Origin of the sequence: Trichloromonas sp., from assembly GCF_041583255.1 — a bacterium.
Classification (GTDB): domain Bacteria; phylum Desulfobacterota; class Desulfuromonadia; order Desulfuromonadales; family Trichloromonadaceae; genus Trichloromonas.
The window spans coordinates 1-20,148 of record NZ_JBFHGD010000038.1; the positions used below are offsets into that span (position 1 = coordinate 1).

Here is a 20,148-nt window from a genome sequence, read left to right on the forward strand (position 1 = left end):
ATTGGGTAGGAGGCGGGGTTGCCCCCGCCGTCCTCCCACACCACCGTGCGTACGGTTCCGTACACGGCGGTTCACGTGGCGTTCTGAAAGCGCCGGAGTTGGTCACTTAACGACACCAGCCCCGCTTTGTCGAAGTAAGATTTCCGGAATGCATTGTTCATGTGCGAGGCTCCTGAGTTCCACCAGGGGCCTCGCCCGTTTGTGGCCGATTTCCAGGCCACCTTTTCCGGTAATCCCCTCTGCATCAGTTTCCTGGCTCGGGTGAGGGATCGTTTCCACTGGCGCCATAGAATACAGCGTAGTTTGCGTCTGATCCAACCATCCAGATCCTCGAAGATCCCCTTGACCTCCGCCAGGCGGAAATAGGCGATCCATCCGCGAAGCTTCGGTTTGCTCTCCTCGATGACCTGACCCAGGTTTCTCCCCCTGCCTCGCCGAAAGATCTGGCGCAATCCAGCTTTGAGACGTTCTACCGAAGAAGCCGCGATTTTGATGCGCGGATTCTTGTGCCACGTCAGGCTGTAGCCCAAAAAGGTTCGGTTCCAGGGACGATCAACAGTGCTTTTGGCGACGTTGACCTTGAGCTTAAGCCGCCCTTCGAAAAACTGGGTCATCGAGGCCATCACTCGCTCGGCGGCTCGCCGACTTTGCACATAGACGTTGCAATCGTCAGCAAACCGGCAGAAGGCATGACCTCGTTTTTCCAGTTCCTTGTCCAGCTCATCAAGCAGAATATTTGACAGCAATGGAGAAAGCGGACCGCCTTGAGGCGTCCCTTCTGCTCGCTGCGAAACAATCCCGCCTTCGAGCATCCCGGCCTGCAGGTAGCGGCGAATAAGTCGCAACACCTGCCGGTCCTTGACCTTGCGGGCGATTCGCGACATCAGGATGTCGTGATTTACCCGGTCAAAGAATTTCTCCAGATCCACGTCCACCGCCCAGCGCCGTCCGCTGGCGACATGCCTGCGAGCAGCCTGAATGGCTTGGTGGGCACTCCGTCCAGGCCGAAACCCGTAAGAGTGATCGGAGAAATCCGGATCGAACAACGGCATCAGCACTTGATGCAGTGCCTGCTGGATGAGCCGGTCCATTACCGTGGGGATGCCGAGCATACGCACCCCGCCACCGGGCTTGGGGATTTCCACCTTACGCACCGGCTGGGGAATATACAGACCCTCCAGCAGTTCTTCTCTGATACGCGGCCAGCATTCCACCAGATGAGCTTTCAGCTCACCCACCGTCATCCCATCGATACCGGGAGCGCCCTTGTTGGACCTCACCCGATGATAGGCCGCCATCATGTTGTTGCGGCTGACAACATCCTCCATCAACCGCGTTTGCGCTTTCGTCCAGGACGATTCTTTCGTTGCCGTGACGTTTGACGCACCAATGGCGTACTCTCGCGACTTCCGGTCGCTACCCTCAGCTATGGCCTGGGGCATCTCAGCCCCAGCTTCTGCGTCTACATGCGTCATCGAAATTCAAGGCTCCTGTCCGACGCCTCGTGTTCGGTCCTTCACTGGGCGGTTACTCCAGCTACTATGACCTCGGCTGACTTCTACCAATCCATCCCGACGCCTTGCGACGCCGGTAGCACGAGGCAGACTGGCAGACCTCCCAGGGTAATGCGCGTGACCTTCCTCCCATATACCCGCCGCATATACAGCCCCAGCTTCCCGGATGACTATCGGGCTTTGAAGATATTTGCCTCCTCGCCCAGATGGGACTGCCTCGTATGCGATTCCTGTTCGTCGGGCCGGGATTTTGCCTGCGGCTTTCTTCAGATTCCACCTCGCGATGGACACCCTTGCCGTCCGGCTAACGGTTCCCGTCATCAGGGTCCGTAGAGGACTTTCACCTCCAAGCCTCCAGTTGGACACCACATCCAACCAGATGGCGCTTTCGCGCCACGCGCCATGCCTGGCGCACAAATAATAAATGCCTGTCCTCAACCGAAGACAGGCATCCAAATAAACGACTTTGGGACCAAGATTCTTCGGTAGCCCGACTACCCATTGCATGGGTTCATGGCTTTGCGTCACCGGATTGCTCCGGCTTTGCCCTTTCGGAAACTTGAAACCTCTTTATCTATTTATGAACAAAACATGATTCCATCTTAATATGAATAGCCCAAAGAATGGAAGAGCTTACCCTGTAGGGTATTTGTGTATTTTGAATACGTAAAACCCCCGTTTCTGCCTTGGGCAGAACTGGGGTCATCGGTCGACCCAATACTAAAAGCCCCCTCTCCAATAAATCACTACACATTGCAAAAGGGGTGATTTCTGATTCTTAGATGGGGTATTCCTGCAAACCCTGGGTCACAAGAAAATGCCTCGTCCAACCGGTCAAGGCATTTGTTTTTGCGGAGCGACTTTTCAGACCCGGAAAGTTACAACAGATTTCAGGAGTGGCAGTTGTCTAACTCTAAAATTGTAAACGTAGCGTTCTTCGGTCGTTTTTTCCACGCTGCCAAGACCGAAAAATCCGACAAAGTTTTCCATTGTGCGCAATGTGTAGCAGGAGCGAATGATTTCTTCTTGAGAAAAATATGAGCCGGATGATACCTCATTCAGGAGATCGGGAAAGGCCCGCAGAAAACAATCCTCGTAAAAGGTGTGGAATTTCCAGTCTTCGCCCTTTTTTGCCAACAAATAGAGAGTGAAAAGAAAAGATTGTTGAAAAAATTCGAACTCAGGATAACGGTCTCGATAGCCCCAATTAAATTCTTTGACGTAAGCGCGAAATAAACGAGGATAAATACCCGCCATGCCCTGTTCCGACAATAACCGGCGGCAGTCTCGACTGAGAATGAATTTGCCGCGATATTTTCGAATTAACCCCGCCAGTTCAGCAACTAACCGCGTGACGTGAAGATCGGTAAAATCATCCTCCATGTTAATATTTCCGTACTTTGTTTTGGTCTTATAGACCTCATCTCCCCAATAACTCAGGGCCGCCTCACGACAAAAATTTCGTGGCAGGTTGCCGGTTGCCGTTGGTTTCAGCCCTTGATCTCCGATTGCGTTCACCAGCAATTTGAATAAGGAGATGACTGGGGCTTCGGGATCAACGTCAAGTATTTCGGAAAAAGTTGCTATGGTTGGAGAATCAAAAGAAAAGTTGAGAAGCCGGTTCATTTGGCTCGGCGACAGACCAGAGAAATCTTCCAATGGCGCCTGGTTCCGTCTGTTCATGTGGCTGGAAATAACAGAGTTCACGTCGTCCAGAGACGCGAACTCTGCTCCCTTAAGCAACTGCTGGATTTCAGAAAGAACCTCCGCTGACCTGGATTTGGGAGTGTCTTTCTGCTGATCCCGGTCCATGCAGCATTTTTTGTATTTCAGCCCGCTGCCACAAGGGCAAGGAGCATTCCTGCCAGGCTCTGTCATGGTCACGAAATTTCCGATAGTGATATTACCTTTTCAGGAATCGATACACCTCTTTGCGGTGCCCGACATGGACAACCAGCACCACAAGAACATCATCCTCAATCTGATAGAGAATCCTATAATCACCGACTCGAACCCTATATATGGGAGGATCTTCCCCAGCAAGTTGTTTACTTCCCACAGGAACCGGATTCTCAGCCAGTGACAGCAAAGCCTGATCAAGTCTTTTCAGCAGGTTTCGATTGCTCTTGGCAACCTTGGCAAGTGCCTTATCTGCCGCCGGGGTCAATTCAATACGATAGACCACGGATTATAATCCTAATTTTTTTCGAACTTCTTCATAGGGAATCCGTTCGCCGCGAGATTCTGCGATGGCCTCCCGAGCCATTTTGATATCCAACTGATCTTCAAGCATCTCTAAAAGTCTGAGGTCGTCGATTGAAATTATGGCACCGACCTCCTTCCCGCGCTTGGTGAGAACAACACGTTCATGTGTATAGCGAGCCCTGTCAACGACCTCGCCCAAATTTTCCCGCGCATCCGATACGCCAATTCGAGTCATATAGCACCTTCCCTTCTACTGTACGAATTGTACAATCGGTACAGTCCCGGGTCAATCTCAAAATCAGGGTAAGGCTCACGTAGATTCATAATACCCCTCACCACGCCCCAGGATCAGAAGGATCATCATAAACCTTTTTGAAGCGGAGGTAACCATGGGAATGAGAGTTGGGTACGCACGGGTAAGTTCATCAGGACAGAAGTTGGAACTGCAACTGGATCGATTGGCCGATTGCGAACGCAGCTATCATGAGAAAGCATCGGCCGCTTCAGCAAAGAACCGTCCGGAACTGCAAAAAGCCTTAGATTTCGTCAGGGATGAGGATATTTTCGTCGTAACCAAACTTGACCGCTTGGCCAGATCGGTAGTCGACCTGGCGGGAATTGTTCTAAAACTCGAAGCCAAGAAAGTCGATTTGGTGGTTTTGGATCAGTGGATTGATACCACAACCATGTATGGTCGACTGCAATTCAATATTCTTGCAGCGATCGGAGAGTTCGAGCGGGAACTGATCAGGGAGCCATGGAAGGGCGAATCAAGGACATCGCTCGTGGTGTGAAATTTGGCGCCAAGCCGATACTTTCAAAGCAGGAGCTTGCGGAATTGCTAAGGGATTTCGAAGCACCCGGATGTAGCAAAACGGAGATTGCCGAGCATTACGGAATCAGTCGTTCATCGGTGTATCGATTGTATGTGGTGAGCCGCCGATCTCGTTCTCGAAGCTGTTCCAAGCGGACGTCAATGCATCGCGCCAGGTCCGGCTCGCCGCTCACAGAGCGGTGGCTGACTACTTGATTTTCAATAGTTTTGCCGGACGGGTGAAGATTTCCGGCCCGAAGCCGAGAGCCTTTTTCAACTCCAGATCACGGTCCCAAGGGTTTTCGATCCTGGCAATATGCCGCAAGCGGGCCCAGCCCAGGCGGAAGGGAAAGTACCAGGGCGAAACGAGGCGCACGCCAAACAGGCTGGTTTCGCCCAGAGGGAAGTCGGTGCCGTAGAGGAGCCGATCGTGAATCTCAGGATGATCAAGAACCTTGGGCAGGTACCAGAGCTTGTTGAGCTGGGTCAGGCTGGAGATATCCGCATAGAGGTTGGGGTATTCGGGAAACAGTCCGACTAGGCGTTCAAAATTGCTTTCGCTGTCGGTTTTACCGGTTGTGGCCACATGAGCGGCGATAACCGTCACCCCAAGTTCGAGGGGCAGTCGCAGCAGCATCGGGTCGCCCAGGTCATCATTGGCGCGGGAGAAAGAGCGTTCGGCGCCGGTGTGGACCAGCAGGGGCAGTTCCAACTCGATCAACTTGCTGTAGAAAGGTGTCAGTCGAAGATCAGAAGGGTCGATCTGCTGGATAGCGGGCAGCCACTTGATGAGTACCGCTCCATCGGCTTTGACCTGCTCCAGGCGCTGAAGGGCATCCTTGCGGTATGGGTTGATGCTGGCCCCGAAAAAGAGGTTGTCGTATTTGGCTGTTTCGCGGGAGACAAAATCGTTGGGGATGTACACCTCGGTGCGCTCCAGATCGAGTTCGCCAGCCTGGTTTACCACCCCGTCCAGGGCCAGGATCACCGCTCCGTCAACCTGCTGGGAGACCGCCAGTCTTTGCGAGGCCTTCTCAAAGGCAAGTTGGTCCCCATGCTCTTCCAGGTCTTTCTGGGTCAGGCCGAAGGCCTTGAGATAGATGTCATAACGCCAGTTGTTGCGTAGATCCGGCGAGACGTAGCAGTTGCTGCCCCCCGCCCCGATACCTGCGATGTGGGCGTGCATGTCGATAACCGGGGACTGGGATCGGGTCGGTTGGATTATCCGGGCCTCATCGAATTTAGGTTCCGCACAGGCTGCTAGGGACAGGACCAGGGTCAATAACAGGGCCTGGATATAGATCATGATTCACTCCCTAAAGAGGGCTTGCGAATTAATTTTACCTTGCTTTTGGGTGTTCGTTGGTTGGGAATTGTGGGTCATTCGGGCTAGAAATAGGGCATTTTTACAGATCCTGCTGAGAAAGAAACACCCGAAGGCCTAGAAACACTACAAGAAGGCGGACTGTTGCCCCCTCCTCTCGACATGGTCAGGCAGCATATCGAAACCCCACGGGACCAGCGCCTTGAGACCTTGTCTCACGGCCGTGATCAGGGCCTGACAGTGCGACTTTCAACCGGATAGATGACCAGGCGATCCCCGGGATGAAGCGTGCGATTGATATCGATGCGATTCCATATCAGGACCGCGGCCAAGGGAACGCCAAATTTCTCAGCAATAGTCGACAAGTTGTCGCCGGATTGAACGATGTAGATCCGCTTTTGTCTCTGCTGACTCCATTCCTGATGGATTTTGTTAAAACGTTCCTGAAACCCTAGGGGCGTGTTTTCGGGGACAGCCAGCGTATGAGTTCCTGCCGCCAGATAGTGCCCGCGCAGTTCCGGGTTCAATTCTTTGATCCGTTTGAAATCAGTCTGCGCTGCCTTCGCCACCACCGTCAGGCTTGTCTCCCCAGGACAGATCAATTCGACGGTGGCAAAGCGGGTGGGAGGATAATAGTCCCCCTCCTGAAGGTGGAAGCCGTAACGCTCCGGTTGCGTCAAAATCAGTTTGGCCGAAAGAACCCGAAACAAGTAACGCTGAGTTTCCTGCGGCAAGTAGAGCCGGTAGAAGTTGCTGACATCCTGAACCAGGATTTCCGCCTGCAGACCTTCCTCCCCCATGTTGTATGCTGCCGCCGCCAGACTCCAGGAACCAAACTTTTCGTATAGCTTGGCGAAATAAGCCATTGCCGCCCTGGTCGAAGCGGTCAGGTTTCTTCGCTGGTCAATAGATTCATTGATGGTCAAGCCATACCGGCGGCCTGTCTCCGGTAAAAATTGCCAGAATCCGATAGCGCCCTTGGGCGAGCCGACATGCGGCCTCAAGGCGCTTTCAGCCAGTGCGATATATTTCAAATCATCGGGCAGCCCGGCCTCAGACAGTAATGCTTCGATAACAGGCAAATAGCGGGTGGATCGCTTCAGCCATAAAACAGCCTGATCCCGGTCCCAGAGCGAAAGCATGAGTTCCTTTTCCATGCTTTCTCGCACCTCGGGATCGTCCAGCGGGACAGCCTCACCGCAAAAAAACAGTTTCTGCTCCAGACGGAGGCTTTCCAGCAATGTTGGAATCGTGCCTGCCTTGTCTGAAGCAAGCGCGGGCCCGCTAAAAAATAGGGTGGTCACTAGCCACACCCTGACACATAAGCGAAGGATCATGATTCTCCTCAATAACAGCAGTCCAGAAACAACATTAGGCCATGCCAAGTATACCCAGTCGGGGGCATAGGTCAAAAGCTGGGTTTTCCTCACTCATAGCTCATCCAAACCATCGGCGAGCATGCATAGGATCGGTTCAAAAAAGATATTCCTGCAAGAAAAATCCCCCTAACCCTTTGCGGGAGAGGAGGATTTAGTGCGTGATTGCATGCCTTTCAATACGTTATTGTCTGCAAAACAAAAATGTCAGAACTTGGCGTGCCCCGGCGTGCGGGGAAAGGGAATGACGTCGCGGATATTCTCCATGCCGGTGACGTACATCAGGAAGCGCTCGAAGCCGAGGCCGAAGCCGGCGTGGGGGCAGCTTCCCCAGCGGCGGATATCGAGGTACCAGGGGAGGCTCTCCGGGTCGATATGGAAGGCGGCCATGCGCTGCAGCAGCACGTCGAGACGATCCTCGCGCTGGCTGCCGCCGATGATCTCGCCCACCCGGGGCACCAGCAGGTCCATGGCCGCCACCGTCCTGCCGTCGTCGTTGAGGCGCATGTAGAAGGCCTTGATGGCCGCAGGGTAGTCGGTGACGAAGACCGGGCCGCCGACCACCTGCTCGGTCAGGTAGCGCTCGTGCTCCGACTGCAGATCGCAGCCCCACTGCACCGGGAATTCGAAACCCTGCCCGGACTGCTGCAGCCGCTCGACCGCCTCGGTGTAGCTCATGCGCTCGAAGCGGGCCTTGGCCAAGGCTTCGAGCTTGGCCAGCAGCCCCTTTTCCACCCGTTCGTCGAAAAAGGCCAGGTCCTCGCCGCAGTGTTCCAGGGCGTAGGTGACGAGGTAGCGGAGAAAATCCTCGGCCAGGGCGCAGTCGCCGGCCAGGTCGGTGAAGGCCATTTCCGGCTCGATCATCCAGAATTCGGCGGCGTGGCGGCTGGTATGGGAATTTTCGGCGCGAAAGGTGGGGCCGAAGGTATAAATGTCGGCAAAAGCGGTGGCGAACAGCTCCCCCTGCAGCTGGCCGCTGACGGTCAGACCGGCCTTCTCGCCGAAAAAGTCCTGCGACCAGTCGACCCGGCCCCCTGCCAGCGGCGGCTTGACCGGATCGAGGGTGGTCACCCGAAACATTTCACCGGCCCCTTCGCAGTCATTGGCGGTGATAATCGGCGTATGTACGTAAAGAAAGCCGCGCTCCTGGAAAAACCGGTGAACAGCGAACGAGAGGGCGCTGCGCATGCGAAAGACCGCGCCGAAGGTGTTGGAGCGCGGCCGCAGGTGGGCGATGCTGCGCAGGTATTCGAGGGTGTGGCGCTTCTTCTGCAGCGGGTAGTCCTCGTCGGCATCGCCGAGGATTCGCACCTGCTGGGCCTTGATCTCCCAGCGCTGCCCTGATGCCGGCGACGGTACCAGGGCCCCCTCGACCTCGATGCAGGCGCCGGTTCCGAGCCGGGAGGCGACATCGAAGCCATCCATCGCCGATTCCAGCACGATCTGGATCGAGGCGAAACAGGACCCGTCGTTAAGGGCGATAAAGGCGACCTCTTTGCCGCGCCGCACGGTGCGCACCCAGCCTTTGACGCAAAGGTGAATATACTCGCAACTTGACGCCAGGGCGTCCTTGATGCGAGTTCTCGGCAGTCCGGTCGTCATAAATGATACTCCTTTAGTCAGGCTACAATCCCGGCTCCAATTATGGCGAATCAACGCCACAAACGCAACAGCCTCCAGCTCTTTTCACCCCTCGACTCGCCAAATGTCATTAAGCAGTTACAATAAAGATGCCCATAGAGACCAACTGTCATCACCTCAGGTTGGCTGCCGGGCAACAACGAGGGAAAATCCAGCCTGGCGTTTTCAGGCTGATTGCTATGCCGAGGTTCCATTGATGGAGGCCCCATGGAAGTTAACGAATTACAACCTGGTGATCATTTTTACATGATGTACGAAACCGACGACGTTCTTTTCTATGTACTTGCAAACAACGTTGAAAAAGGTCGGCTAAAAATAACCTGCCGAGGCTGGTGCGTTGATTCGGCTGTCGTCTGGAGTTACTCGAACATGCGCCCCTTCAGTTTCGTTGGTCGAGGGAAGAAACGCTGGTGGTGGCGCGTATTGCCATGGCGGAACATTGTGGCGGTATACTCCCCCCCCCAGAACCTGCTGAACTCTGTATAATAACAGGAGGCAAACATCACCAGACCTTCTGTGCGATCGATCTGCGCGCCCCAAACCTCACCCTGAACAGAAGCCGAAAAAAAACCGGGTCTATTGTATCCCTCATACCAGGGAAGTCGTGGGCAAGGCCAACGTGGAGAGTCGCTAAACCACCTGCCTGCACGTCAAGGTCCGACGTGAGATCGTTGTCGACGAACTCGAGTCACCACGAAAAAAGGCGCCCCGTTTGCTGGGGCGCCCTTTCATCGCAGGGGAAACTGATTGCAAACCAGTCCCCTCCTAATTGTGTTCGCGTGTCTTGTGAAACTGCACCTCGGGCCACTGTTCGGCGGTATGCCCCAGGCGCCATTCGCTGGAAGCCAGGTAGGTCAGGTTGCCCTCGGCATCCAGCGCGAGGTTGCCCTGATTTTTCTTCTCGAAATCGGCCAGCTTCTTCTTGTCGCCGCACTCGATCCAGCGGGCGGTAGCGTAGTCGATCCCTTCGTAAAGGGCATCGACACTGTACTCGGTTTTCAGGCGCGAGATGATGACGTCGAACTGCAGCACACCGACGGCGCCGAGAATGTAATCCGAGTTGATCAGCGGCCGAAAGAGCTGCACCGCGCCCTCTTCGGCCAACTGGACCAGCCCCTTTTCCAGCTGCTTGACCTTGAGCGGATTTTTCAGCCGCACCCGGCGGAAATGCTCGGGGGCGAAGTTGGGGATCCCGGTGAACTTGAGCGGTTCCTTGTCGGTAAAGGTGTCGCCGATCTTGATGGTACCGTGGTTATGCACGCCGATGATGTCGCCGGGGTACGCCTCCTCGACGTTGGTGCGGTCCTGGGCCATGAAGATGGTGGCATTGGAGACGTTGATATCCTTGCCGATGCGGTGGTGGCGCAGCTTCATGCCCCGGGTGAACTTGCCGGAGCAGATGCGCATGAAGGCGATGCGGTCGCGGTGCATCGGGTCCATGTTCGCCTGGATCTTGAAGACGAAGCCGGAAAAAGTCTCTTCATAGGGTGAGACCTCGCGGCTGGCCGCCTCGCGGGCGCTCGGCCCGGGGGCCAGTTCGACAAAGGCGTCGAGCATCTCCTGCACACCGAAGTTGTTGACGGCGCTGCCGAAAAAGACCGGCGTCTGGTTCCCCTTGAGATACTCTTCGAGTTCGAAGGGATTGGCGGCGCCTTCGAGCAGTTCGATATCCTGGCGCAGTTCCTCGGCCTGGCTGCCGAGCAGTTCGTCGAGCCGCGGATCGTTCAGATCCTTGATCCGGATGCCGTCGTTCTTGCGGGTTTCCTGGCCGGGATTGAACAGGAAGAGTTCCTTGCGGTAGAGGTTATAGGTCCCCTTGAAGCGCTTGCCCATGCCGATCGGCCAGGACAGGGGCGCGCATTCGATCTGCAGGGTCTCCTCGATATCGGAAAGGATGTCGAGCGGTTCGCGCCCTTCGCGGTCGAGCTTGTTGATGAAGGTGATGATGGGGGTGTTGCGCATGCGGCAGACCTCCATCAGCTTGCGGGTCTGGGTCTCAACCCCCTTGGCACTGTCGATGACCATCAGCGCCGAGTCGACGGCAGTGAGCACCCGGTAGGTGTCTTCGGAAAAGTCCTGGTGGCCGGGGGTGTCGAGGAGGTTGACCTCGTAATCGCGGTAGTTGAACTTCATCACCGAAGAGGTGACCGAGATGCCGCGCTCCTGCTCCATCGCCATCCAGTCGCTGGTGGCATGGCGGGAAGCCTTGCGGGCCTTGACCGCACCGGCCATCTGGATGGCGCCGCCGAACAGCAGCAGTTTCTCGGTGAGGGTGGTTTTACCGGCATCGGGGTGGCTGATGATGCCGAAGGTGCGGCGACGATCGACTTCTTTCTGATTGTGTTTCTGCAAAACAAACTCCGTCTTCTATCCGTTGGGGCGCTGGGCACAAAAAAGCGGGCCGATCAGGCAGCCCGTACAAAGAGTGATAATACAACAAGAAACAGCTTCCCGTCAATTACGCAGAACCGTTCGCGACGCCAGATTAGCATTGACCAAGACAAGGGTCCGGCGCTACACTTCCGATATGCAGATGCCATCACGGGAGGGTCGCCATGGATGAAACGGTCTCACAGGAGCTGCCGGCACGTCTTGCCGGAATCCGCACCCGCAGAAGATTCCTCTGGTCGGTCTTCATCAGCTACATCCCGGCCATCTGGTTTGCCCTGAAAACCGGCGGCGACGGGTTGGCCCTGGTGGTCGGCATCCTCTGGCTGCTGATGGCATCGGCAGGAGGAATCCTGGTCAGCTTCGCCCGCTGCCCGCGCTGCGGCGACCGTTTTCACATGAAAGGGATTTCCACCTCCTGGGGCGGCCGCTGCGTCCACTGCAAACTCAGTCTTTCCAAAGCAAAATAGACTGAACAACCTGATGTCCTTCGGTCCGGATCGTGGTATAAAAGAGACCATACTCAGCAGACGGAGGAACCATCATGGCCATCCCGCGTTCAAGCGGCATTCTCCTGCACCCGACTTCCCTGCCCGGCCGCTTCGGCATCGGGGCCCTGGGCGCCGAAGCCTATGCCTTCGTCGATTTCCTGGCCGCCGCCGGACAATCCTGGTGGCAGATCCTGCCCCTGGGGCCCACCGGCTACGGCAATTCCCCCTACAGCGCCTATTCGGCCTTCGCCGGCAACCCCCTGCTGATCTGCCTTGAACGGCTGGTCGAGGCCGGCGACCTCGACCCTGTCGACATCGAGGGGATATCGATGGCCGAAGGCGAAGCCCACTACGGCTTCGCCCAGGGCCTCAAGGAGCGCCTGCTGCACAAGGCCAGCCGCCGCTTCTGGAACGAAACCGACGCCGCGCGCCTGCAGGCCTTCGACACCTTCTGCTTTGAGCAGGCCTTCTGGCTCAATGACTATGCCATCTTCCAGGCCCTGCGCCGGCACTTCAAAGACGCCTCCTGGGATCGCTGGCCCGCGCCGATCCGCCGCCGCGAGCAGAGCGCCCTGCACCGGTACGGAACCGAACTGGCCGAGGCGATCCGCTACCACAAGTACGTCCAGTTCATCTTTTTCGGACAATGGGCAATCCTCAAGGACTACGCCAACCGGCGCGGCATCGGCATCATCGGCGACATTCCGATTTTCGTTGCCTACGATTCCGCCGACGCCTGGTCTAATCCGCAGCTGTTTCATCTCGACGAAGAAGGGCAACCGACCGTGGTCGCCGGAGTGCCGCCCGACTATTTCAGCGAAACCGGCCAGCGCTGGGGCAACCCGCTGTACCGCTGGGAGCGGATGGCCCAGGACGGTTTCTCCTGGTGGCTGGCCCGGTTCCGCGCCAACCTGAAGCTGACCGACCTGGTGCGCATCGACCATTTCCGCGGCTTCGAAGCCTGCTGGACCATCGACGCCGACGAGCCGACCGCCATCAACGGCCACTGGGTGCCGGTCCCCGGCGCGGCCCTGTTCCACCGCCTGCAGCAGGAATTCGGCCGCGACCTGCCGCTGATTGCCGAAGACCTCGGATTAATCACCCCCGAGGTCGACGCCCTGCGCGAGAGCTTCGGCCTGCCCGGCATGAAAATCCTGCAGTTCGCCTTCGGCGATTCGGCCGAAAACCCCTACCTGCCCCACAACCTGACCCGCGACTGCGTGGTCTACACCGGCACTCACGATAACAACACCAGTCTCGGCTGGTGGCAGTCCCTGAAAAAAACCGAGCAGAGCCGGGTCAGAGACTACCTCGGCCACAACGGCCGGGACATGCCGATGGACCTGGTCCGTCTGGCCATGGCCAGTGTCGCCAGGCTCAGCGTCTTTCCCCTGCAGGACGTCCTCGGCCTCGATGGCGAAGGACGCATGAATATCCCGGGAAAACCATCGGGCAACTGGGGCTGGCGCTTTCACCCCGGCGCCCTTGACGACAAGGCGGCCGGCAGAATGGCTGAACTGGCCACCCTCTACGGGCGCAACCGGCAACGGCACTTCGCCGATTGACAGGTCCTGGCCCTAAACGCTACACTGTTTCTTTTTTTCGCCCGCTCCGAGACGGCTCACAGGCCGGTCGTCGAGGCAAATTGCCGTTTGAAAGGACCTCGTTTGAACCCGGCCCAGACCCTGCACCTGACCAACCTGCTCTTTTTCGCGTTCATCGCCAACCTCCCGCTGGGATACCTGAGAGAATCGACCCGCAAGTATTCCCTGCGATGGTTCCTCTATATCCACATTTCCATCCCCTTCATCCTGGCCATGCGCATCAGCTACGAATTCAGCTGGGAGGCCGTCCCCTTTACCATTATCTGCGCCGTCGCCGGGCAACTGCTGGGCGGCAGCCTCAAACGTCGCCGCAAGCCATGAGTCGGGAGCGCCGGCCGAAAATGAAAAAGGCCGCCACTATGGGCAGCCTGATCAGCGACATGCTGCAGAAGCGGGGCCTCGAAGACAAGGTCCGGGAATACCGAACCTGGCAGATCTGGGATGAAACGGTCGGCCCGCAGATCGCGGCCCGGGCGCGGCCGGTGCGCATCCGCGAGGGGGTATTGGAAATCCGCGTCGACCAGGCGGTCTGGATGCAAACGCTGCAGCTGATGAAGCCGAAAATCCTCGTCCGCCTGAATGAACGGCTCGGTGGCGCCATCCTCAAGGACCTCTTTCTGCGCCAGGGCAAAATCACGCCCCCCCCGGTGCTGCCGCCACCGCCGAAACCACCGGTGTGGCTCACCCAGCCCCTCAGCGACGCCGACAAGGCCGAAATCGAAACCGCCCTCGGCAGCCTCGACGATCCCGAGCTGAAAGAACGCCTGCGCCGCATCCTGACCCTGCAAAAGCAGGTGGCCAGAAGCAAGGGACAGTGATTGGCGACTCGTCACTCGTTACTGATTACAGGCCCCTCCCCCTCCCCGTAAATGGCCATTATCTCGGCCGTGTAATCCTCCCCGTCATACACATACAGCGGCGTTTCCACGCGCATCCCGGGACGGCCGTTGCGGCGCCCTTCGACCAGCACCATGCGGGCCTCTTCCCCCTGCCGTGAATGCACGCAGCGCAGCCGTTTCGGTTCGACCCGCTGTCGCGCCATCGCCGCCAGCAGCTCGGCCAGCCGCTCGGCCAGGTAGATGATGTAAAAGCGCCCCCCCTGTTTGAGCAGGTAGGCCGCGGCGGCCAGGAAATCGTCCAGCCCGCCGGCCAGTTCATGGCGGGCGGCGGCCCGCTCGGCCACCGGCGCCGTCCGGCCGCTGCCGCCCCGACGATAGGGCGGATTGCTCAGCACCACCTCAAAGGATTGCGGCTCGAGGCAGCCGCGCAGCTCGCGCAAATCCCCCTCGACAATCGTCACCCGCTCCTGCAGTCCGTTAAGCACCAGGCTGCGCCGGGCCCGATCGGCCAGCTCCGGCTGAATTTCGACGCCGGTGATGCGGGCGGCTTCAGTGCGCCGCGCCAGCAGCAGAGGGATCACTCCCGAACCGGTGCCGAGGTCGGCCACCGACTCGCCGACACCGACCCTGGCGAAACCGCACAGCAGCACGGGATCGAGGGAAAAGCGGTAGCCGTCCTTCTTCTGAATGATTTTCAGGCCGCCGGAACGCAGATCATCCAGGGTTTCATCCGGGCCGATCAGGCTGTCGTTCATGGTGTTCACCTGAGCTGAATGCCGTACTGCTGCAAGAGCCGCAACCGCAAACGGTTGGCCAGCTGGGCCGTGCCGGGATCGCCAAAGGCCAGAAAACTGCGGTAGTTGAAAATCGCCTTGTCGCGGTCACCAAGCTGCTCGTAAACCCGGCCGAGGTTGTACCAGGGCATCGGGTTGTCGAAATTGCGTGCCGCCTTATGAAAATACTCAAGCGACTTTTCCAGCTGGCCGAGCTGCAGATAGGCGCCGCCGAGGTTGTTGAGGGCGCTGGTCGACTCGGGCGCGACCCGCACCGCCTGGCTCCAGAGCGAAAGCGGCGTGGCCCACACCCGGTTCTGCTGCCAGGTGAGCAGGCCGCAGGCGAGCAGTCCCAGGGCCATGACCTGCATCGGCAGGAAGTTCCTGCGCGGACACCAGCGCTCGACCACCAGTCCGGTCAGCAGCGCCAGCCCCAGGGTGGGGGTGTACAGGTAGCGGTCGGCGGCAAAGTACGACAGCGGCCAGAGATTGGAGGTCGGCAGCCAGAACAGGCCGATCCAGAGCAGGGCGAAGAAGGCCGGCGGCCAGCGCCGCCAGGTACGCCAGAGCAGCAGGCCGTAGACAACCAGAATCGCCAGGGCCGCCAGCACCCAGGGATCGAGCCAGCCGGAAGGCGCCGGATAGACGTACTCGGGGGCCAGCTGCAGCGGCCACACCAGCTTGCCGACCATGAAAGCGAGCGACTTCAGCACCATGAGGAAATAGGGGGCGACGCTCCCCGGCTCGAGGTAGACCGTCATCTTGGCCAGCACCCGGGTCATTTCCAACTGATGGAACGCCATGCCGCCGGCCAGCAGGTACCAACCGAAAAACCCCGCGCAAGCAATGACCGCAGCGGCGCCAAGCCACTTCGGAAAGCGCAGCAGCAGACGCGACTGCGGCGCAAGGAAGGCAAGCTCGTAGCCCAGCCACAGCAGCGGCAGCACCAGCACGTTCTCCTTGGCCGTCCAGCCCACCAGGGCAAGCCCCACGGCCGCAGCCAGCCAGACCAGACGCCGCCCTTCGGGTCGCACGGTCCGCAGATAGGCCAGGGTCGCCAGCAGGATGCAGGCCAGCGCCAGGCTGTCCTTGCGATGGGAGATGTTGGCCACCACCTCGACCTGCACCGGGTGAACGAGAAAGAGCAGCGCCGCACTCCAGGCCACGAAGCGGCCGGCACCGAGTCGAGCGGCCAGCACAAAGAGCAGCCAGGCGTTGAGCGCGTGCCAGAAGATGTTCTGCACATGCCAGCCGGCGGGCTCAAGCCCGAACAGGGCATGATCGAGCAGAAAGGTCAGCTCGCGCAGTGGTCGGCCCGGATAGGAGTCGGCCAGGAACCCGGACAGCGACTGCACATCCGGGTTGTTGACGATCACCGGGAAGTCATCGAGGATCCAGGCATGGCCGAAGCTGCCTGCATAGAGGGCGAAGGCGGCGGATAGCAGAACGACGAGAGAAGAAAGCACCTGTCTATGTTTTACTAAAACACCAACCCACAAACCCAAATAGCCATTCGCCATCTAAAAACCCTTCCTCGACTGATGCTCCAAGCGAATCAGCAATGCATTGGCTTGATCTTTGAACTTCGCGTCATCAATTCTTATGAATTCCCTATAATGCTGCGCAGCTTGTGAAGAAAGGCCAACTCGCTCGAAAATCATCCCCAAATTATAGTGTGCCGTAGCATTTCTTGGGTTGACCGCGATTGCCTTAATATAATAATCACGAGACTTGAGCAAATCACCTTGCAACAAAAAAACATTTCCTAAATTATTTAAGGCAAAGGCAGAGTCTGGGCTCACCATATGAGCTTGGGTCCAAAGAGTCTCGGGATTTTTCCAAACTTGATTCTGCTGCCACGTCAAAAGAACCAAAACCACAACAAGAACAAAAAGGAGCACGGTGCGAACAGCAGTCAGCACAACAACCCGCTGAAGAAAAAGACCAAACAAAATACAGAAACCAATTATCGGCGCATATAAATAACGATCTGCCGCCAAATAGGACAATGGCCAGAGATTGGCCACGGGAATAAAGAAGGCACCGGCCCAAACCAACCCCAAGAAAACAATGGGACACCGCTTAGCAGATAGCCACAAACCGAATCCATAGGCTCCCAGGATTAAAAAAGCGAAAACCACCCATGGGTCAAACCAACTGGCGGGGATTGAATACGTATATTCAAGGGCCAAATCAGCAGGAAAAACAACTTTGCCAAGCATAACCATCCAGGACTTTAAAACCATCCGATAATAGAGCTCCAACGTTGCTCCATCAAAATAATTGGCCTTACTTTGCAATAACCCACTTATAGCATCATGAAAAGTTGATTTTTTGAAATACCAGAAAAGCCCCCCGAACAGGGCACAGGGTGCGGCCACAATACCAAGCAACCGCTTTTTCAATAAGACTCGCTGAGATCCGGCGACAAAAGCATATTCGTAGGCCAAAAGAACCAAGGGCAACACAACCACATTTTGTTTAGCCGACAATGCGGCCAGCCAGGCCCCTAATGCCCCCAAAGCCCAAGCCAACCGATGTCTGACACTTGTACACGCTTCCATATGGCAAAGAATTGCGACCAGAGCAAAGCAAACAGCCAAGCTATCCTTACGGTGGGAAATATTCGCAACCACCTCAACTTGAATCGGATGAACCAGAAAAAGTAAAGAAGCCGACCACGCAGCCCAAACCCCAACTCGGAGTCGACAGAGCACAACAAAGACCAGGGCCGCATTCATGCCATGCCAAAAGATATTCTGAATATGCCAACCGACCGGCTTCAGCCCAAACAAGGCATGATCAACAAGATAGGTCAGTTCTCTCAGGGGGCGTCCGGGATAGCTGTTAACAAAAAAATCGGCAAGAGAACGGATATCCGGATTGTCAACCACAACCGGAAAATCATCGTATGTCCAGGCGTTACCAAAGGTATTGGCATATAAAACAAAAGCACCGACCATAAGTAATATAGCCGGGAGCAAATACTTTGTTTTATATGTCTTTTCTAGCGAAGTCTGCATCCGACCAAAGCTGCTCGAAATCAGGGCCTTATCCTTCCAGACAGTAATGATACCGCCGCCTGCGCCTCACGGTTTTGCGGATCAATAGCCAGATAATGGCGATAATGTTCTAAGCATTCAGCAATACGACCAAGCCGAATACTTGAACGTCCAAGGGCCAACAACGCCATGCTCCTTGAGGAATCTTCTTCGAGGGCGCGTCTTGCCCGGTCATACATGGTTTCGTAGGCCTGTACCGAGGGCAACTGCAGAGATTCCCAGTAGGCTCGAAACCTTTCTTGCCGTCGAACAAAGACCAAGGCAACATCATCACTGTAGACTAACGCCCACCCCGGACTGCTTACTAATCCATCGATTAAGTTAAGTGGGGCCCCAGTGTCGTAGTAATCGGTACGGGTCAATACAGTATTGACGTCATAATCATCGAGAGCCTTGGACCAGTTCGGCCAGCGGTTGTCAATCTCGGAAGAGGCGTTGAAGGTCTCCAGACTATCGGTTCGCCCATCGACAAAAACCAGGTAATCAGGATAAAGCTGCCACATCAGGTAGCCCCCCCAATCATAAGAGTTATAAAGATTGGCGGGCAACTTATGCTTCTGTAAAAATGCGGTCGCACCTACAGGAAACTCGCTCTCTTTGAGCCCAACACCTAAAACCCCAGCAGCCCCCCAATAGAGAAGCATACCTGCCAGCACCAGCAGCGTACCCCCTCGAAGCAAAGGACGAAGGGCCGGCCGGGAAAAGTAAGGAACCCCCTGCTGTACCGCCAGCGGCAGAAAATATCCGGCCAAAAGCGCCACCAGGGTGGTATGACGGATCATGCTCAGCCCCATGTAGAGAAAGGCGAGAAAGTAGATCCCTTCTACCGGGTCGAGCCGACGCAGGCGCAGCAGCACCAGCAAGCCCCACACCGACATAACCAGGTAAAAGAGCGGCACCTGCTCAAAGGTCGGCGGCAACCATTCCATGTTCCACAGCTGCCCGGGGTTGTCGACGGCGTGCAGGTTGATGTTCCCCAGCAGAACCATGGGAATGCGGTAACCGTAGGGATTGACGAAGGAGGCGCCGAGCACCAGCAGACCGACTCCGGCCAGCTGAACGAGGGCCAGGGCGGTCGTCTGCCGGCGCAGATAACGGACCAATTCCCCCAGCCAGAACAGGCCGATCAGCACGAAGCCGAAGACGCAGGCGGCATGCAGGTTGGCCCAGGCCAGCATTATCGGCACCAGCCACAGCCAGGCCCGCAGGCCCCGCTGCCGGCCGACAAAGAGCAGGTGGATGGTCAAAAGCGACAGCAGAAAAGTCCACAACTGCGGTCGCACCAGCCAGGACGGCTCGGACGCCAGCAGGCACAGGGACAGAACCGGCAGCAGGATCGCCGGCTCGACCGGCCGCAGCCGGTTCCAGCGGTACAGCAGCAGGCCGCAGGCGGCGATGACCAGCGGCTTGAGCAGGCCAAGCAGGCCGTAGCCGCCCAGCGAATAGAGCGCATAGAAAATCAGGTCGGAGAGCCAGCAGTGCTCGAGGCGAAAGACATCCTTGGCGATACTGAACAGGTCGGTGTAGATGAAAGCGCCGGTCTGCCAGATGTACTTGCCCGACTGCAACTGCCAGAAGGTGTCGAAGGCCTCGATGGGGCGCAGGGCAAGGAGAGCCAATGTAACAAGACAGAGCATTTCCATCAGGCTTATATTTCGTCCGGATTTCGGCATGATCTAAGAAATCGCGTCCAGTCTGGCGGGGACCGGAGGCTTAAACACGATGGCCTGGCCAGTCGGAAGACATATGGGAACAGCGCCCTGGCTAGAAAAATACTCATCGACAGCTTGCCGTGCACCGGGGCAGGTGGGAAAACCGTAATCATCAAAAACCATGAACCCGCCTTCTACCAGGCGGGGAAAAATAAAGTCGCAGCAGTCCATGACCGATTGATAGATATCGACATCAATGTGGGCGAAACAAATCTGCGCCGATTCATGGCTGGCAAAGGTATCAGGAATGAACCCAGGCTCGTACTTTACAAACGACCTCTCTCCGACGACCTTTTTGACGGCTGTAAGATTGGTATTGGAGAAATCGCCCTTGTTGTGAAAATCCTTGACCGTATCCGTTTCTGGCATGCCTGAGAAAGTGTCAAATAGACGCAGGGGCTTGCC

The 20,148-nt window shown here is 56.9% G+C and carries 20 protein-coding genes and 1 riboswitch; of the genes, 7 read left to right on the forward strand and 13 right to left on the reverse strand.

Translation table 11 applies throughout. The features are described 5' to 3' along the window. Window positions 1-71: 71 nt before the first annotated feature. The 4 genes from ltrA to ABYV89_RS04940 all read right to left on the reverse strand — a co-directional run bounded on the left by ltrA (window position 72) and on the right by ABYV89_RS04940 (window position 3,954). A complete protein-coding gene (gene ltrA / locus ABYV89_RS04925) occupies window positions 72-1,475 on the reverse strand; it encodes a group II intron reverse transcriptase/maturase (RefSeq protein ID WP_432821823.1) in 1,404 nt (467 codons plus the stop codon). A 520-nt stretch (window positions 1,476-1,995) separates the two neighbouring features. Then, window positions 1,996-2,072: riboswitch (cyclic di-GMP riboswitch) on the reverse strand. A gap of 306 nt (window positions 2,073-2,378) precedes the next feature. Further along, on the reverse strand, window positions 2,379-3,392 hold the full coding sequence (locus ABYV89_RS04930) for a YecA family protein (protein WP_432821842.1): 1,014 nt from the start codon (window positions 3,390-3,392) through the stop codon (window positions 2,379-2,381). Between the two features lie 25 nt (window positions 3,393-3,417). Beyond that, window positions 3,418-3,699, reverse strand: a complete 282-nt coding sequence (locus ABYV89_RS04935) for a type II toxin-antitoxin system RelE family toxin (RefSeq protein WP_432821824.1) — start codon at window positions 3,697-3,699, stop codon at window positions 3,418-3,420. Window positions 3,700-3,702: 3 nt separating this feature from the next. After that, a complete protein-coding gene (locus ABYV89_RS04940) occupies window positions 3,703-3,954 on the reverse strand; it encodes a type II toxin-antitoxin system Phd/YefM family antitoxin (protein ID WP_432821825.1) in 252 nt (83 codons plus the stop codon). A gap of 202 nt (window positions 3,955-4,156) precedes the next feature. Between ABYV89_RS04940 and ABYV89_RS04945 the strand changes: the two genes are divergently transcribed. Both ABYV89_RS04945 and ABYV89_RS04950 read left to right on the forward strand, forming a co-directional pair. Continuing rightward, window positions 4,157-4,513: a recombinase family protein gene (locus ABYV89_RS04945; protein WP_432821826.1), complete on the forward strand. Its 357-nt coding sequence runs from the start codon at window positions 4,157-4,159 to the stop codon at window positions 4,511-4,513. Then, on the forward strand, window positions 4,477-4,749 hold the full coding sequence (locus ABYV89_RS04950; RefSeq protein WP_432821827.1) for a helix-turn-helix domain-containing protein: 273 nt from the start codon (window positions 4,477-4,479) through the stop codon (window positions 4,747-4,749). The genes ABYV89_RS04945 and ABYV89_RS04950 overlap by 37 nt, the downstream gene beginning before the upstream one ends. On the opposite strand, the gene ABYV89_RS04955 is transcribed toward ABYV89_RS04950, so the two are convergent. The 3 genes from ABYV89_RS04955 to asnS all read right to left on the reverse strand — a co-directional run bounded on the left by ABYV89_RS04955 (window position 4,742) and on the right by asnS (window position 8,835). Beyond that, a complete protein-coding gene (locus ABYV89_RS04955) occupies window positions 4,742-5,839 on the reverse strand; it encodes an amidohydrolase family protein (protein ID WP_432821828.1) in 1,098 nt (365 codons plus the stop codon). The two genes, ABYV89_RS04950 and ABYV89_RS04955, sit on opposite strands and share 8 nt — an antisense overlap. A 245-nt stretch (window positions 5,840-6,084) precedes the next feature. After that, window positions 6,085-7,161 (reverse strand): transglycosylase SLT domain-containing protein, encoded by a 1,077-nt coding sequence (locus ABYV89_RS04960; RefSeq protein ID WP_432821829.1) that lies wholly within the window; start codon window positions 7,159-7,161, stop codon window positions 6,085-6,087. A 279-nt stretch (window positions 7,162-7,440) separates the two neighbouring features. Next, window positions 7,441-8,835 (reverse strand): asparagine--tRNA ligase, encoded by a 1,395-nt coding sequence (gene asnS, locus ABYV89_RS04965; RefSeq protein WP_432821830.1) that lies wholly within the window; start codon window positions 8,833-8,835, stop codon window positions 7,441-7,443. A gap of 246 nt (window positions 8,836-9,081) precedes the next feature. Between asnS and ABYV89_RS04970 the strand changes: the two genes are divergently transcribed. Continuing rightward, window positions 9,082-9,360 carry a hypothetical protein gene (locus ABYV89_RS04970; RefSeq protein ID WP_432821831.1) on the forward strand — a complete coding sequence of 93 codons (279 nt, stop codon included), beginning with the start codon at window positions 9,082-9,084 and terminating at the stop codon, window positions 9,358-9,360. Window positions 9,361-9,639: 279 nt separating this feature from the next. Here the strand turns inward: ABYV89_RS04970 and ABYV89_RS04975 are convergent, their stop codons facing one another. Then, window positions 9,640-11,226: a peptide chain release factor 3 gene (locus ABYV89_RS04975; protein ID WP_432821832.1), complete on the reverse strand. Its 1,587-nt coding sequence runs from the start codon at window positions 11,224-11,226 to the stop codon at window positions 9,640-9,642. A 203-nt stretch (window positions 11,227-11,429) separates the two neighbouring features. Between ABYV89_RS04975 and ABYV89_RS04980 the strand changes: the two genes are divergently transcribed. The 4 genes from ABYV89_RS04980 to ABYV89_RS04995 all read left to right on the forward strand — a co-directional run bounded on the left by ABYV89_RS04980 (window position 11,430) and on the right by ABYV89_RS04995 (window position 14,175). Continuing rightward, the gene (locus ABYV89_RS04980; RefSeq protein ID WP_432821833.1) at window positions 11,430-11,732 is read left to right on the forward strand and encodes a hypothetical protein; all 303 of its coding nucleotides are present in this window, start codon (window positions 11,430-11,432) and stop codon (window positions 11,730-11,732) included. A 74-nt stretch (window positions 11,733-11,806) separates the two neighbouring features. Further along, window positions 11,807-13,318 carry a 4-alpha-glucanotransferase gene (gene malQ, locus ABYV89_RS04985; protein ID WP_432821834.1) on the forward strand — a complete coding sequence of 504 codons (1,512 nt, stop codon included), beginning with the start codon at window positions 11,807-11,809 and terminating at the stop codon, window positions 13,316-13,318. Between the two features lie 102 nt (window positions 13,319-13,420). Continuing rightward, the gene (locus tag ABYV89_RS04990) at window positions 13,421-13,678 is read left to right on the forward strand and encodes a hypothetical protein (RefSeq protein ID WP_432821835.1); all 258 of its coding nucleotides are present in this window, start codon (window positions 13,421-13,423) and stop codon (window positions 13,676-13,678) included. Between the two features lie 20 nt (window positions 13,679-13,698). Then, the gene (locus ABYV89_RS04995) at window positions 13,699-14,175 is read left to right on the forward strand and encodes a DciA family protein (RefSeq protein WP_432821836.1); all 477 of its coding nucleotides are present in this window, start codon (window positions 13,699-13,701) and stop codon (window positions 14,173-14,175) included. Between the two features lie 11 nt (window positions 14,176-14,186). On the opposite strand, the gene ABYV89_RS05000 is transcribed toward ABYV89_RS04995, so the two are convergent. From ABYV89_RS05000 to ABYV89_RS05020, 5 genes are all read right to left on the reverse strand, one after another. Beyond that, a complete protein-coding gene (locus ABYV89_RS05000; protein WP_432821837.1) occupies window positions 14,187-14,951 on the reverse strand; it encodes a tRNA1(Val) (adenine(37)-N6)-methyltransferase in 765 nt (254 codons plus the stop codon). A gap of 5 nt (window positions 14,952-14,956) precedes the next feature. Continuing rightward, window positions 14,957-16,435 (reverse strand): hypothetical protein, encoded by a 1,479-nt coding sequence (locus ABYV89_RS05005; protein ID WP_432821838.1) that lies wholly within the window; start codon window positions 16,433-16,435, stop codon window positions 14,957-14,959. 54 nt (window positions 16,436-16,489) lie between these two features. Further along, complete coding sequence (locus tag ABYV89_RS05010; RefSeq protein ID WP_432821839.1) at window positions 16,490-17,992, reverse strand: tetratricopeptide repeat protein; 1,503 nt, start codon at window positions 17,990-17,992, stop codon at window positions 16,490-16,492. A 20-nt stretch (window positions 17,993-18,012) separates the two neighbouring features. After that, complete coding sequence (locus ABYV89_RS05015) at window positions 18,013-19,674, reverse strand: hypothetical protein (protein WP_432821840.1); 1,662 nt, start codon at window positions 19,672-19,674, stop codon at window positions 18,013-18,015. Window positions 19,675-19,707: 33 nt separating this feature from the next. Then, on the reverse strand, window positions 19,708-20,148 hold a 441-nt coding region (locus ABYV89_RS05020), incomplete at its 5' end, for a TylF/MycF/NovP-related O-methyltransferase (RefSeq protein ID WP_432821841.1).